The organism is Pseudomonas sp. WOUb67 (assembly GCF_050058005.1).
Taxonomy (GTDB): domain Bacteria; phylum Pseudomonadota; class Gammaproteobacteria; order Pseudomonadales; family Pseudomonadaceae; genus Aquipseudomonas; species Aquipseudomonas putida_R.
Genome location: NZ_CP170112.1, coordinates 4,397,305 through 4,411,640, shown reverse-complemented (window position 1 = coordinate 4,411,640; position 14,336 = coordinate 4,397,305). Strand labels below are relative to the sequence as shown.

The 14,336-nt window shown below is 63.2% G+C and carries 8 protein-coding genes; 7 read left to right on the top strand and 1 reads right to left on the bottom strand.

Translation table 11 applies throughout. From position 1 onward, the window contains the following. Nucleotides 1-211: 211 nt before the first annotated feature. Nucleotides 212-1,270, bottom strand: coding sequence for an IS110 family transposase (locus tag ABOC32_RS19605; protein ID WP_426811631.1), 1,059 nt, complete (start codon nucleotides 1,268-1,270; stop codon nucleotides 212-214). 328 nt (nucleotides 1,271-1,598) lie between these two features. On the opposite strand from ABOC32_RS19605, the gene ABOC32_RS19600 reads away from it, so the two are divergent. From ABOC32_RS19600 to ABOC32_RS19570, 7 genes are all read left to right on the top strand, one after another. Further along, a complete protein-coding gene (locus ABOC32_RS19600) occupies nucleotides 1,599-2,795 on the top strand; it encodes an aromatic amino acid transaminase (RefSeq protein WP_086974536.1) in 1,197 nt (398 codons plus the stop codon). Between the two features lie 239 nt (nucleotides 2,796-3,034). After that, nucleotides 3,035-4,315, top strand: coding sequence for a serine/threonine transporter (locus ABOC32_RS19595; RefSeq protein ID WP_426808480.1), 1,281 nt, complete (start codon nucleotides 3,035-3,037; stop codon nucleotides 4,313-4,315). A 167-nt stretch (nucleotides 4,316-4,482) separates the two neighbouring features. After that, nucleotides 4,483-4,983 carry a thiol peroxidase gene (tpx, locus tag ABOC32_RS19590; protein WP_086974539.1) on the top strand — a complete coding sequence of 167 codons (501 nt, stop codon included), beginning with the start codon at nucleotides 4,483-4,485 and terminating at the stop codon, nucleotides 4,981-4,983. A 328-nt stretch (nucleotides 4,984-5,311) separates the two neighbouring features. Beyond that, nucleotides 5,312-6,622 (top strand): MdtA/MuxA family multidrug efflux RND transporter periplasmic adaptor subunit, encoded by a 1,311-nt coding sequence (locus ABOC32_RS19585; protein ID WP_086974540.1) that lies wholly within the window; start codon nucleotides 5,312-5,314, stop codon nucleotides 6,620-6,622. Then, nucleotides 6,619-9,717 (top strand): MdtB/MuxB family multidrug efflux RND transporter permease subunit, encoded by a 3,099-nt coding sequence (locus ABOC32_RS19580; protein ID WP_426808479.1) that lies wholly within the window; start codon nucleotides 6,619-6,621, stop codon nucleotides 9,715-9,717. Before ABOC32_RS19585 ends, ABOC32_RS19580 begins: the two co-directional genes overlap by 4 nt. Continuing rightward, entirely contained in the window at nucleotides 9,714-12,821 is a 3,108-nt protein-coding gene (locus tag ABOC32_RS19575; protein WP_426808478.1) for an efflux RND transporter permease subunit, read from the top strand. The genes ABOC32_RS19580 and ABOC32_RS19575 overlap by 4 nt, the downstream gene beginning before the upstream one ends. Further along, nucleotides 12,818-14,308, top strand: a complete 1,491-nt coding sequence (locus ABOC32_RS19570) for an efflux transporter outer membrane subunit (RefSeq protein ID WP_426808477.1) — start codon at nucleotides 12,818-12,820, stop codon at nucleotides 14,306-14,308. Before ABOC32_RS19575 ends, ABOC32_RS19570 begins: the two co-directional genes overlap by 4 nt. Nucleotides 14,309-14,336 lie beyond the last annotated feature (28 nt).

Genomic DNA, 14,336 nt, shown 5'->3' with positions numbered 1-14,336 from the left:
GAGCCCGGTTGCATCTATGTATCAGGCCTATTCGAGGAAGCTTTTCGCTTCTGGCCAACATCGTGGTGAGCTCGCAGCGTGCCGTTTACATTGAGGCCAGTACATCAGGCCTGTAGGAGCGGAGGCATCTGTCTGCGACGGTCTTACCAAAGGTCAATGTTCACTAGCAGGGGTTGGAGCGCTCGGCGCCCCGGTGGCATTGCTCGGTTGGTCAGAGGCTCATAGCAGCCTCCGAGTTGTTGTTCGGTTTGCGTTGGTAAACCTGATTGCTCTGTAACAGGGCCCAGATAATGCGCAGATTTCGATTAGCCAGCCTGATCGCCGCCTCCTTGCGCCCAAGGCGGGACAGCCAGCGCAAGAGGCGGCGATCGTCTGGCTGATCGGAATCAGGCCTCAGCTGACTCAAGACAGCATGCGCGCCTTGGATCATCAGGCTGCGTATGTAGCCGTCACCTCGCTTGCTCATCCTGCCCAGTCTGATTTTGTTTCCGCTGCTGTGCTGGTCGGGCACGATACCGAAGAAAGCAGAATACATTCGGCCACTGGCGAAGCGGCTGGGCTCCGTCTGTTTCGCCACGATTGCCGTGGCAATGATTGGGCCGACGCCACGAATGGTGGTCAGCCGCTGTGCGACCTCATCTTCCTGGGCTGTTGCTTCGAGCCGCCTACTCAGCACCGCAATGCGCTCACCTAGATAGAGCCAGTCAGCCAGCAGCTCATCGAGCAACTCGCGCAACAAATCAGGCAGGGGCAAGGTGGCATCCTCAAGAGCTCGCGGTACATGCGCACTGATCGCGGCATCGCCTTGGGGCATCGACACGCCATGCTCAAGCAGCAAGCCACGTATCTGATTGCCCAGTGCTGTATGCCGCTTGATGCTGCCGCGTCGGACACGGTGCAACGCTTGAATTGCCAATGCTGTGGTGCTCTTGATCGGTATCGAGGCAATGCTGGTATCGCGACCGGCACGCAAAATGGCATGGGCGTCGTTTCGGTCGTTCTTCGCGCCGCTGCGGTGTTCGGCCACTCGTTGCGCAGGCAGGATGCGAACCGGATTACCTTGGGTCTGCAGCAGCCTGGCCCAGGCTTGTGCACCTGGACCGCATTCCATCAAGACGGTCACTGTCGCTGGCAGCTTGAGCAGGAAATCATGGAAAGCCTGCCGTGATTTGATGCGATCTTCGTAGATCACCCGACCGGCAGCATCCTCGCCTGCTAACTGGAAGACCTGTTTGGCCAGGTCTACGCAGATGGTTGTGCAAAGCTCCACATCAGTGGAAGACAGGGGATCGTGCTTCGAACTATGCTTTTTCATGGTCTCGCCCTCGCTGCCGTTGGCTTCTTTGAACGCCACCGTGGCACTGTGATGCCTCGGCGGGGGCGAGTCCATCGATTACAGGTACTGCACAGGTTTCAAGGGCAGTGATATTTCTGTGGGAGCGGGTTTACCCGCGAAGAGGCCGGTATTGGCAAGCCAATTTCAAGCCATGCAATGTTGCATAGACAACCTTGCACAATAGTGGATGTTCCTGAGCGCACACTCCGGGTATGCTCAGGTCTGCCTTTTCGAACTGTCCTGATCCAAGGAGCTGCACGCTGTGTTCAAACATGTCGATGCCTATGCCGGCGACCCGATCCTCTCGCTGATGGAAACCTTCAAGGCCGACCCGCGCGCCGACAAGGTCAACCTGAGTATCGGCCTGTATTACGATGAGGCTGGCGTAGTGCCGCAACTGGCGGCTGTGGATGCGGTGGAAAAACGCATTGCCGGCCAGGACCACGAAGCGTCCCTTTACTTGCCGATGGAAGGCCTGGCCAGCTACCGCCAGGCCATCCAGGCGCTGCTGTTCGGTGCCGATCACCCGGCCGTGACTGGCGGCCGTGTGGCCACTGTGCAGACTGTGGGTGGCTCCGGCGCCCTGAAAGTCGGTGCCGACTTCCTCAAGCGTTACTTCCCGCAGGCTGAAGTCTGGGTCAGCAACCCGACCTGGGACAACCACCGCGCCATCTTCGAAGGCGCCGGCTTCAAGGTGCACACCTACCCGTATTTTGACCAGGCCACCCGTGGCGTGGACTTCGACGGCATGCTGGCCACCCTGCAGACCCTGCCGGCCAACAGCGTGGTACTGCTGCACCCGTGCTGCCACAACCCCACCGGCGCCGACCTTACGCAAAACCAGTGGCAACAAGTGGTCGAAGTGGTCAAGGCGCGTCAGCTGATCCCGTTCCTCGACATCGCCTACCAAGGCTTCGCCGAAGGCCTGGTGGAAGACGCCTACGCCATCCGCGAAATGGCCCGCGCCGGCGTGCCGTGCCTGGTCAGCAACTCGTTCTCGAAAATTTTCTCGCTGTACGGCGAGCGGGTAGGGGGCCTGTCGGTGGTCTGCGACGATGACGCCACTGCCCAGAGCGTGCTTGGCCAGCTCAAGGCAACCGTGCGCCGCAACTACTCCAGCCCGCCCAACTTTGGCGCTCAGCTGGTTGCAGGCGTGCTCAGCGATACCGCCCTCAACGCCCAGTGGGCCGAGGAAGTCGAAGTGATGCGCAAGCGTATCCTCGACATGCGCCAGGCGCTGGTCGATGCCCTGGCCGTGCTGCTGCCAGGCCAGGACTTCCAGTTCTTCCTGCGTCAGCGCGGCATGTTCAGCTACACCGGCTTCAGCGTCGAGCAAGTGCGCCGCCTGCGTGACGAGTTTGGCGTGTACCTGATCGACAGCGGCCGCGTGTGCATGTCCGGCCTGCGCCCGGCCAACTTGCAACAGGTTGCCGAAGCGTTCGCTGCTGTTCAGAAGTAACACCTCAAGGGGCCCTGCGCGGCCCCTCCTGTGGGAGCGCGGCCGCTCCCACAATTATCTCCTTTGCCTACCGGTGTAGCCTGCTTGTAAAGACAAGTGCAACCGCCCCTCGGAAAAGGGCTTCGCAAGTGCAACCTTTCCGTGCACAATCGCGCCCCTCTTTTCCGGTTGAGTTGGGCGAAGGCACTGTTTCGCCATTCTCAGCCTGTTACAGTCTTGCGAGTGGAGCTTCACCCGGAATGAATGAGCAGGCCCCAAGCGTTGAACAACGCTTTGTAGAATCGACCCCCGCCACCCTCGGCAGCTGGGCGCGTCACGACACCACCTGGATGCTGGGCCTGTTTGGCACAGCCATTGGCGCCGGAACCTTGTTCCTGCCCATCAACGCCGGCCTCGGTGGCTTCTGGCCGCTGATGATCCTCGCCGTTCTGGCCTTCCCGATGACCTATTTCGCCCACCGCGGGTTGACCCGTTTCGTGCTCTCCGGGCGCAATGGCGGCGACATCACCGAGGTGGTCAAGGAGCACTTCGGCAGCACCGCCGGTGCTTCGATCACCGTGCTGTACTTCTTCGCGATCTTCCCGATCCTGCTTATCTATAGCGTGGCGCTGACCAACACCGTGTCCAGCTTCATGGAGCACCAGCTGCACATGGCGCCGCCACCGCGGGCCATCCTGTCGTTTGTGCTGATCCTCGGCCTGCTGGCCATCGTGCGCTGCGGCGAGCAGGCCACGGTCAAGGTCATGAGCCTGCTGGTGTACCCGTTCATCGTCGCCCTGGCGCTGCTGGGCCTGTACCTGGTGCCGCATTGGACCGGTGGCATCCTCGACAGCGCCACCCAGGTGCCGCCGGCCTCGGCCTTCCTGCACACCCTGTGGCTGGCCATTCCGGTGATGGTGTTCTCGTTCAACCACTCGCCGATCATTTCGGCCTTTGCCGTTGACCAGAAACGCCGCTACGGCGAGCACGCCGATGAGCGCAGCGGCCAGATCCTGCGCCGTGCCCACCTGCTGATGGTGGTGATGGTGCTGTTCTTCGTGTTCAGCTGCGTGCTCACCCTGAGCAGCGCCCAGCTGGCCGAAGCCAAGGCACAGAACCTGTCGATCCTGTCGTACCTGGCCAACCACTTCAGCAACCCGACCATCGCGTTCGCGGCGCCGCTGATCGCCTTCGTAGCCATCGCCAAGTCGTTCCTGGGCCACTACATCGGCGCCAGCGAAGGCCTGAAGGGTATTATCGCCAAGACCGGCGCACGCCCGGGTGCCAAGACCCTGGACCGCGTGGTAGCCGCGTTGATGCTGGTGGTGTGCTGGATCGTTGCCACCCTCAACCCGAGCATCCTCGGCATGATCGAATCGCTCGGCGGCCCGATCCTCGCGGTGCTGCTGTTCCTGATGCCGATGTACGCCATCCACCGTGTACCGTCGATGCGCAAGTACAGCGGTGCGGCCTCCAACGTGTTCGTTGTGGTGGTCGGCCTGGTTGCGTTGACCTCGGTGGTGTACGGCCTGCTGGGCTGATTCGCTGCCAGAAATAAAGAATGCCCGGGTCGCTTGTCGCAACCTGGGCATTTTTTTGTCCACAAAAATTGTCCGGCAATAGAACAATTTCACCTGACCCCATAGGCACCCGGCCGCCTTCATGCTTAACTCGGTGTCCTTTTCAAACACAGCATAAGGATTTCGTCATGGCTCAAGTGACTCTCAAAGGCGGCCCGGTTCAGGTCAAAGGCGAACTGCCGAAAATCGGCGCCCAGGCTCCGGCATTCTCCCTGGTCGGTGAAGGCCTGGCTGACAAGTCGCTGAAGGATTACGCCGGCAAGCGCAAGGTGCTGAACATCTTCCCGAGCGTCGACACCCCAACCTGCGCCACCTCCGTGCGCAAGTTCAACGCCCAGGCCAACGATGTGGCCAACACCGTGGTGCTGTGCATCTCCGCCGACCTGCCGTTTGCCCAGGCGCGCTTCTGCGGTGCCGAAGGCCTGGAAAACGTGAAGAACCTGTCGACCCTGCGTGGCCGCGAGTTCCTCGAAAACTACGGCGTTGCCATTGCCGACGGCCCGCTGGCCGGCCTGGCTGCCCGCGCCGTGGTGGTGCTGGACGAGAACGACAACGTGCTGCACAGCGAGCTGGTTGGCGAAATCGCTGACGAGCCAAACTACGATGCAGCGCTGGCTGTACTGAAGTAAGGGTTGCGTGGGGCAGGGCTGCTGCCTTTAGCCTGTGCTGGCCCTTTCGCGGGTAAACCCGCTCCTACAAGGGTCCGTACAGTCCTGTAGGAGCGGGTTTACCCGCGAAAGGGCCGGTACAGGCAAAGGAACCCTCAAGCCCGCCACCGCTCCAAGCAACACCCTGTAACGGCCCGGAACGCTTTCCGGGCCGTTTTCATTTAAAGTTCAGCGTCTTGGCAACGTCAGCCAAAGGTAAACCTCTGGTAAAGGCCCTTTGCTAAAACGATGCCATTGCTTATCGTTCACCCTCCCCAAGCCGCCATTCCGAACAAGGTTCGTTCAACCCATGCAAGCGTCCAATTCCCGTTCCCCCCGTCGCTGGCTCGTCGGCCTGCTGATCCTGCTGCTGGTGGCTGCACTGGCCTGGTGGCTGTGGCCTGCAGCAACGCCTGCGCATAAAGAAGCCAGCGGCGGCGGGCGTGGCGGCAAGGGCATGGGCATGATGGGCGGCCGCCCGGGCTTCGGCGGCTCCAGCGAAGCGGTGCCGGTGCGCGTCGAACCGGTACGGGTAGGCGACTTCCCACTGTATTACAAGGCCCTGGGCACGGTCACCGCGACCAACACGGTCAATGTGCGCAGCCGCGTGGCTGGCGAACTGGTGAAGGTCCACTTCAAGGAAGGCCAGCAGGTCAAGGCCGGTGAACTGCTTGCCGAAATCGACCCGCGTTCATACCGCATTGCCCTGCAGCAGGCTGAGGGCACCTTGGCGCAGAACCAGGCGCAGTTGAAAAACGCCCAGGTCGACGTAGCCCGCTACAAAGGCCTGTACGCCGAAGACAGTATCGCCAAGCAAACCCTCGACACCGCCGAAGCGCAGGTGGCGCAGTTCCAGGGCTTGGTCATGACCAACCAGGCGCAGGTCAACGACGCCCGCCTGAACCTCGACTTCACCCAGATCCGCGCGCCAATCGCCGGCCGCGTGGGCCTGCGCCAGCTCGACCTGGGCAACCTGGTGGCGGCCAACGACACCACTGCGCTGGTGGTGATTACCCAGACCGAGCCGATCAACGTCGCTTTCACCCTGCCGGAAACCGAGCTGAGCACCGTGCTGGAACGCTACCGCAGCGGCGCCAGCCTGCCGGTCGAGGCCTGGGACCGCAGTGACAGCAAGTTGCAGTCCACCGGCGTGCTGGGCAGCATCGACAACCAGATCGACACCACCACCGGTACCCTCAAGTTCAAGGGCCGCTTCGAGAACAAGGACCTGGCCCTGTTCCCCAACCAGTTCGTCAACGTGCGTCTGCTGGCCGATACCCTCAAGCAAGTGGTCATGGCCCCGGCAGCAGCCATCCAGTTTGGCAACGACGGTACCTTTGCCTATGTGGTCAACGCCGAGAACACGGTGAACGTGCGCAAGCTCAAGGTCGGCGCCAGCGATGGCGAGAACAGCGTCATCCTCGAAGGCCTGAAGGCCGGTGACCGCCTGGTGCTGGAAGGCACCGACCGCCTGCGCGAAGGCACCAAGGTGGAAGTGGTCGAAGACAGCTCGCAAGTACCGACCACGCCAGGCCAGCACCTGCAAGGCCAGGAAGCCAAAGGTTCGGCGCACACCGGTGAAGCACAGCCTGGCAACGCAGCAGGCAAGGCGGGCGCATGAACCTCTCGCGTCTGTTCATCCTGCGGCCGGTCGCCACCACGCTGAGCATGCTGGCCATCGTCCTGGCCGGCCTGATCGCCTACAAGCTGCTGCCGGTTTCCGCGTTGCCGCAGGTGGATTACCCGACCATCCGCGTCATGACCCTGTACCCCGGCGCCAGCCCGCAGGTCATGACCAGCGCGGTCACTGCTCCGTTGGAGCGCCAGTTCGGCCAGATGCCGGGCCTTAGCCAGATGGCCTCGACCAGCTCCGGCGGGGCGTCGGTGCTGACCCTGCGTTTCAACCTCGACATGAACATGGACGTTGCCGAGCAACAGGTGCAGGCCGCGATCAACGCCGCCAGCAACCTGCTGCCCAGCGACCTGCCGGCACCGCCGGTGTACAACAAGGTCAACCCGGCCGACACCCCGGTGCTGACCCTGGCCATTTCCAGCAAGACCATGCCACTGCCCAAGCTCAACGACCTGGTCGATACCCGCGTGGCGCAAAAGCTCGCGCAGATCAGCGGCGTGGGCATGGTCAGCATCGCCGGCGGCCAGCGCCAGGCGGTACGCATCAAGGTCAACGTCGACGCCCTGGCCGCCAACGGCCTGAACCTGGATGACGTGCGCACGCTGATCGGCGCTTCCAACGTCAACCAGCCCAAGGGCAATTTCGATGGCCCCACCCGGGTGTCGATGCTCGATGCCAATGACCAACTACGTTCCCCCGAGGAATACGCCAACCTGATCCTGGCCTACACCAACGGTGCACCGCTGCGCCTGAAGGATGTGGCCGAAATCGTCGATGGCGCAGAAAACGAGCGCCTGGCCGCCTGGGCCAACGAAAACCACGCGGTGCTGCTGAACATCCAGCGCCAGCCGGGCGCCAACGTCATCGAAGTGGTCGACCGCATCAAGGAGCTGTTGCCGTCGATCACCGACAACCTGCCGGCCGGCCTCGATGTGTCGGTGCTGACCGACCGCACCCAGACCATTCGCGCGGCAGTCAAGGACGTACAGCACGAACTGCTGATCGCCATCGTGCTGGTGGTGATGGTCACCTTCGTCTTCCTGCGCCGCTTCAGTGCCACCCTCATCCCGTCGATTGCCGTGCCGCTGTCGCTGATCGGCACCTTCGGCGTGATGTACCTGGCCGGTTTCTCGGTAAACAACCTGACGCTGATGGCCCTGACCATTGCCACCGGCTTTGTGGTCGACGACGCCATCGTCATGCTGGAGAACATCTCCCGGCACATCGAAGAGGGCGAGACGCCCATGCAGGCAGCGCTCAAGGGCGCCCGGCAAATCGGCTTCACCCTGATTTCGCTGACCTTCTCGCTGATTGCGGTACTGATCCCGCTGCTGTTCATGGCCGATGTGGTCGGCCGCCTGTTCCGCGAGTTCGCCATCACCCTGGCAGTGGCCATCCTGATTTCCCTGGTGGTGTCGCTGACCCTGACGCCGATGATGTGCGCGCGCCTGCTCAAGCGTGAGCCCAAGGAAGATGAACAAAGCCGCTTCTACCGCGCCAGCGGCGCCTGGATCGACTGGCTGATCAAGCACTACGGCAACGCCCTGCAGTGGGTACTCAAGCACCAGCCGCTGACGCTGTTGGTGGCCGTGGCCAGCCTGGTGCTGACCGTGTTCCTGTATATGGTGGTGCCCAAGGGCTTCTTCCCGGTGCAGGACACCGGGGTGATCCAGGGCATTTCCGAAGCACCGCAGTCCACCTCGTTTGCCGCCATGAGCGAGCGCCAACAGGCCCTGAGCAAGGTCATCTTGCAGGACCCTGCCGTGCAGAGCCTGTCGTCCTACATTGGCGTCGATGGCGACAACGCCACGCTCAACAGCGGCCGCCTGCTGATCAACCTCAAGCCACACGGCGAGCGCGATGTCACCGCCACTGAAGTGATCAGCCGCTTGCAGCCGCAACTCGACCGGCTGGTGGGCATCCGCCTGTTCATGCAGCCGGTACAAGACCTGAGCATCGAGGACCGGGTCAGCCGTACCCAGTACCAGTTCAGCCTGTCATCCCCGGACGCCGACCTGCTGGCACAGTGGAGCGGCAAGCTGGTGCAGGCGCTGCAGCAGCGCCCGGAACTGGCCGACGTGGCCAGTGACCTGCAGGACAAGGGCCTGCAGGTGTACCTGGTGATCGACCGTGACATGGCCAGCCGCCTGGGCATCAACGTGTCGCAGATCACCAACGCCCTGTACGACGCCTTCGGCCAGCGGCAGATCTCGACCATCTACACCCAGGCCAGCCAGTACCGCGTGGTGCTGCAGTCCAAGAACGCGGCAGTCATCGGCCCGCAGGCGCTGGAGTCGATCCACGTCAAGGCCGCCGATGGCGGCCAGGTGCGGCTGTCGGCGCTGGCGCGCATCGAGCAGCGCCAGGCCCAGTTGGCCATTTCCCATCTCGGCCAGTTCCCGGCGGTGACCCTGTCGTTCAACCTGGGCCACGGTGCATCGTTGGGCGAGGCGGTGCAGGTGATTGAGCAAGTGCAGAAAGACATCGGCATGCCGCTGGGGGTGCAAACCCGCTTCCAGGGCGCGGCGGAGGCCTTCCAGGCGTCGCTGTCGAGCACCTTGCTGCTGATTCTGGCGGCGGTGGTGACCATGTACATCGTGCTGGGCGTGCTGTACGAAAGCTACATCCACCCGGTGACCATCCTCTCGACCTTGCCGTCGGCGGCGGTGGGGGCCTTGCTGGCCTTGCTCATCAGCGGCAACGACCTGGGCATGATCGCCATCATCGGCATCATCCTGCTGATCGGTATCGTCAAGAAGAACGCGATCATGATGATCGACTTCGCCCTCGAGGCCGAGCGCCACCAGGGCATGAGCCCGCGCGATGCGATCTACCAGGCGGCGCTGCTGCGCTTCCGGCCGATCCTGATGACCACGTTGGCCGCGCTGTTCGGTGCGGTGCCGCTGATGCTCGCCACCGGTTCCGGCGCCGAGCTGCGCCAGCCGCTGGGCCTGGTGATGGTCGGCGGGTTGCTGGTCAGCCAGGTGCTGACACTGTTCACCACCCCGGTCATCTACCTGTACTTCGACCGCCTGGCCCGCCGCTGGCGCCCGGCCACTGACGTGAAGCAGGCCGAGGCATGAACCTGTCCGGTCCTTTTATCCGTCGCCCCGTGGCGACCATGCTGCTGAGCCTGGCGATCATGCTGCTGGGCGGGGTCAGCTTCGGCCTGTTGCCCGTGTCACCGCTGCCGCAGATGGACTTCCCGGTCATCGTGGTGTCGGCCAACTTGTCCGGCGCCAGCCCGGAGGTCATGGCCTCCACCGTGGCCACGCCACTGGAGCGCAAGCTGGGCAGCATCGCCGGCGTGACCACGTTGACCAGCAGCTCCAACCAGGGCTCCACGCGGGTCATTATCGGCTTCGAGATGGGCCGCGACATCGACGGCGCCGCGCGCGAGGTGCAGGCAGCGATCAACGCCACCCGCAACCTGCTGCCCAGCGGCATGCGCAGCATGCCCACCTACAAGAAGATCAACCCGTCGCAAGCACCGATCATGGTGCTGTCGCTGACCTCGGACGTGCTGCAGAAAGGCCAGTTGTACGACCTGGCCGACACCATCCTGTCGCAGAGCCTGGCCCAGGTGTCGGGGGTAGGGGAGGTGCAGATCGGCGGCAGTTCGCTGCCGGCGGTGCGCATTGCGGTCGAGCCGCAATTGCTCAACCAGTACGGCGTGTCGCTGGACGATGTGCGCACTGCCGTGGCCAACGCCAACCAGCGCCGGCCCATGGGCTTTGTCGAGGACGCCGAGCGCAACTGGCAGGTGAGGGCCAACGACCAGCTGGAAAGCGCCAAGGATTACGAGCCGGTGGTGATCCGCCAGCAGAATGGCACCATCCTGCGCCTGTCCGACGTGGCGACCATTACCGATGGCGTGGAAAACCGCTACAACAGCGGTTTCTTCAATGACCAGAGCGCGGTGCTGTTGGTGGTCAACCGCCAGACCGGTGCCAACATCATCGAAACGGTCGACCAGATCAAGGCGCAGTTGCCAGCCCTGCAGTCGTTGTTGCCGGCCAATGTCCAACTGAACGTGGCAATGGACCGCTCGCCGGTGATCAAGGCCACCCTCAAGGAGGCCGAACACACCCTGCTGATCGCTGTGGTGCTGGTGATCCTGGTGGTGTACCTGTTCCTCGGTAGTCTGCGCGCCTCGTTGATCCCCAGCCTGGCAGTGCCAGTGTCGCTGGTGGGCACTTTCGCGGTCATGTACCTGTGCGGCTTCTCGCTCAACAACCTGTCGCTGATGGCCTTGATCCTCGCCACTGGCCTGGTGGTGGACGACGCCATCGTGGTGCTGGAGAACATCTCGCGGCACATCGAGGACGGCCAGCCGCCAATGACGGCGGCCTTCCTTGGGGCCAAGGAAGTGGGCTTCACCTTGCTTTCGATGAACGTGTCGCTGGTGGCGGTATTCGTCTCCATCCTGTTCATGGGCGGCATCGTGCGCAACCTGTTCCAGGAGTTCTCGATCACCCTGGCGGCGGCGATCATTGTGTCGCTGGTGGTATCGCTGACCCTCACGCCGATGCTGTGCGCCCGCTGGCTCAAACCCCACCAGGCCGAGCAGACCCGCGTGCAGCGCTGGAGCGACAAGGTGCACCAGCGCATGGTCAACGCCTATGACCGTAGCCTGGGCTGGGTCTTGCGCCACAAGCGCCTGACCCTGCTCAGCCTGCTGGCGACCATTGGTATCAACATCGCCCTGTACGTGGTCGTGCCCAAGACGCTGATGCCGCAGCAGGACACTGGCCAGCTGATGGGCTTTATCCGCGGTGACGACGGCCTGTCGTTCAGCGTGATGCAGCCGAAAATGGAAATCTACCGCCGCGCCTTGCTGGCCGACCCGGCAGTGCAGAGCGTTGCCGGGTTCATCGGTGGCAACAGTGGCACCAACAACGCCATGGTGCTGGTGCGCCTGAAGCCGATCAACGAGCGCAAGATCGATGCGCAGAAGGTGATCGAGCGCCTGCGCAAGGAAATGCCCAAAGTGCCCGGTGGTCGGCTGTTCCTGATGGCCGACCAGGACCTGCAACTGGGTGGCGGCGGGCGTGACCAGAGCTCGTCGCAGTACCTGTATACCCTGCAGAGCGGCGACCTGGCGGCATTGCGCCAGTGGTTCCCCAAGGTAGTCGCGGCGCTGCGTGCACTGCCGGAGCTGACTGCCATCGACGCTCGTGACGGTTCCGGTACCCAGCAGGTGACACTGGTGGTCGACCGTGACCAGGCCAAGCGCCTGGGCATCGACATGGACATGGTCACCTCGGTGTTGAACAACGCCTACAGCCAACGTCAGATCTCCACCATCTACGACAGCCTCAACCAGTACCAGGTGGTGTTGGAGATCAACCCCAAATACGCCTGGGACCCGAGCACGCTGGAGCAGGTGCAAGTGATTACCGCCGACGGCGCTCGCGTACCGCTGTCGACCATCGCCCACTATGAAAACAGCCTGGCCAACGACCGGGTCAGCCACGAAGGCCAGTTCGCCTCGGAAGACATCGCCTTCGACGTTGCCGAAGGCTACAGCCCCGACCAGGCCATGGCGGCGCTTGAACGTGCAGTGGCCAAGCTGGGCCTGCCCGAGGACGTGATCGCCAAGCTGGGCGGTACGGCCGATGCCTTTGCCAAGACTCAGGAAGGCCAGCCGTTCATGATTCTTGGTGCGTTGGTGCTGGTGTACCTGGTGCTGGGTATTCTTTATGAAAGCTACATCCACCCGCTGACCATTCTCTCGACACTGCCTTCGGCAGGCGTCGGTGCCTTGCTGACGCTGTACGTCACCGGTGGCGAATTTAGCCTGATCTCGCTGCTGGGGTTGTTCCTGCTGATTGGTGTGGTGAAGAAGAACGCCATTCTGATGATCGACCTGGCCTTGCAGTTGGAGCGCCATCAGGGCATGTCGCCGGAAGAGTCGATCCGCCGGGCCTGCCTGCTGCGCCTGCGACCGATCCTGATGACCACCCTGGCTGCCATCCTTGGCGCCTTGCCGTTGCTGCTGAGCCACGCCGAAGGCGCGGAGATGCGCCAGCCGCTGGGCCTGACCATCATCGGTGGCCTTGTGTTCAGCCAGGTCCTAACCCTTTACACGACGCCGGTTGTCTACCTGTACCTGGACCGCCTGCGCCACCGTTTCAACCGTTGGCGCGGCGTGCGCACCGACGCCGCCCTGGAAACCCCGCTATGACTTTTGCCCAGACCCCACTACACCGTGCGCTGCAAGCGCTGACCCGTGGGCGTGGCTCGCGCCTGCTCGGCGCCGGGTTGTGCGTGGCCTTGCTCAGCGCCTGTACCTTGAGCCCGGACTACCACCGCCCCGAGCTGAACAGCCCGGCGGCGCAGTTCAAACACGCCGAAGGCTGGAGCCAGGCCACGCCATCCGATGCCATCGCCCGCGGCGCCTGGTGGGAAATCTACGGCGATGCCGGGCTGAATGCGTTGGTCGAGGAGCTTAACCGCAGCAACCAGACAGTGGCGCAGTCAGAAGCCCAGTACCGCCAGGCCCAGGCGCTGGTGCGCAGCAGCCGCGCGGCGCTGTTCCCCAGCCTGGACCTGAGCGCCAGCAAGAACCGCTCGGCCCAGGGTACCGGCAGTTCCAGTTCCAGCTTGTCCAACAACAGCAGCGGCATTCGCAATACCTACAACGCCCAGCTTGGCGTGAGCTGGGAAATCGACCTGTGGGGCAAGCTGCGCGAAACCATGAATGCGAACGAGGCCAGTGCCGAGGCCAGCCTCGCCGACCTCGCTTCGATCCGCTTGAGCCAGCAATCGGAGCTGGTGCAGAACTACCTGCAATTGCGGGTCATCGATGAGCAGAAGCGCTTGCTGGAAGCCACCGTGGCGGCCTATGAGCGCTCGTTGCGAATGACCGAAAACCAGTACCGTGCTGGTGTCTCTGGGCCGGATGCCGTAGCCCAGGCGCGTACCCAGCTGAAAAGCACCCAGGCTGACTTGATCGACCTGATCTGGCAGCGTGCGCAGTTCGAGAACGCCATCGCCGTGTTGCTGGGCAAAACCCCGGCCGACTTCGCACTGGCTGACAGCAAAGCCATTCCGGCGTTGCCGCAAATACCGGTTTCGCTGCCGTCGCAGCTGCTGGAGCGTCGGCCGGACATCGCTGCTGCCGAACGCAATGTGATGGCGGCCAACGCCAATATCGGCGTGTCGCGGGCTGCGTACTTCCCAGACCTCAGCCTGAGCATGAGTGGTGGTTATTCCAGCAGCAGCTTCAGCAACTGGATCGAGCTGCCCAACCGCTACTGGTCGGTAGGCCCGCAGCTGGCGCTGACCCTGTTCGACGCCGGCAAGCGCAGCGCCGAGGTGGACCGCACGGTGGCAGTGTACGACCAGACCGTGGCGCAGTACCGCCAGACCGTGCTGGATGGCTTCAAGGAAGTGGAGAACCTGCTGGTGCAGTTGAAGGTGTATGGCGATGAAGCCGTGGTGCGCCAGGAGGCGCTGGACGCCGCCCGCGAGTCGCTGCGCCTGACCGAAAACCAGTACCGCGCGGGGCTGATCGGCTACCTGGATGTAGTCAACGTGCAGACCACGGCGCTGAGCAACGAACGCAGCGTGTTGAACCTGTTGCAGGGGCGGCTGGTGGCCAGTGTGCAACTGGTGGCCGCGCTGGGCGGCGGCTGGGATGCCGAGCAGGCGTTTGCCGAGCAGGACTGACGGCATGCGCAGCCCCCTGTAGGAGCAG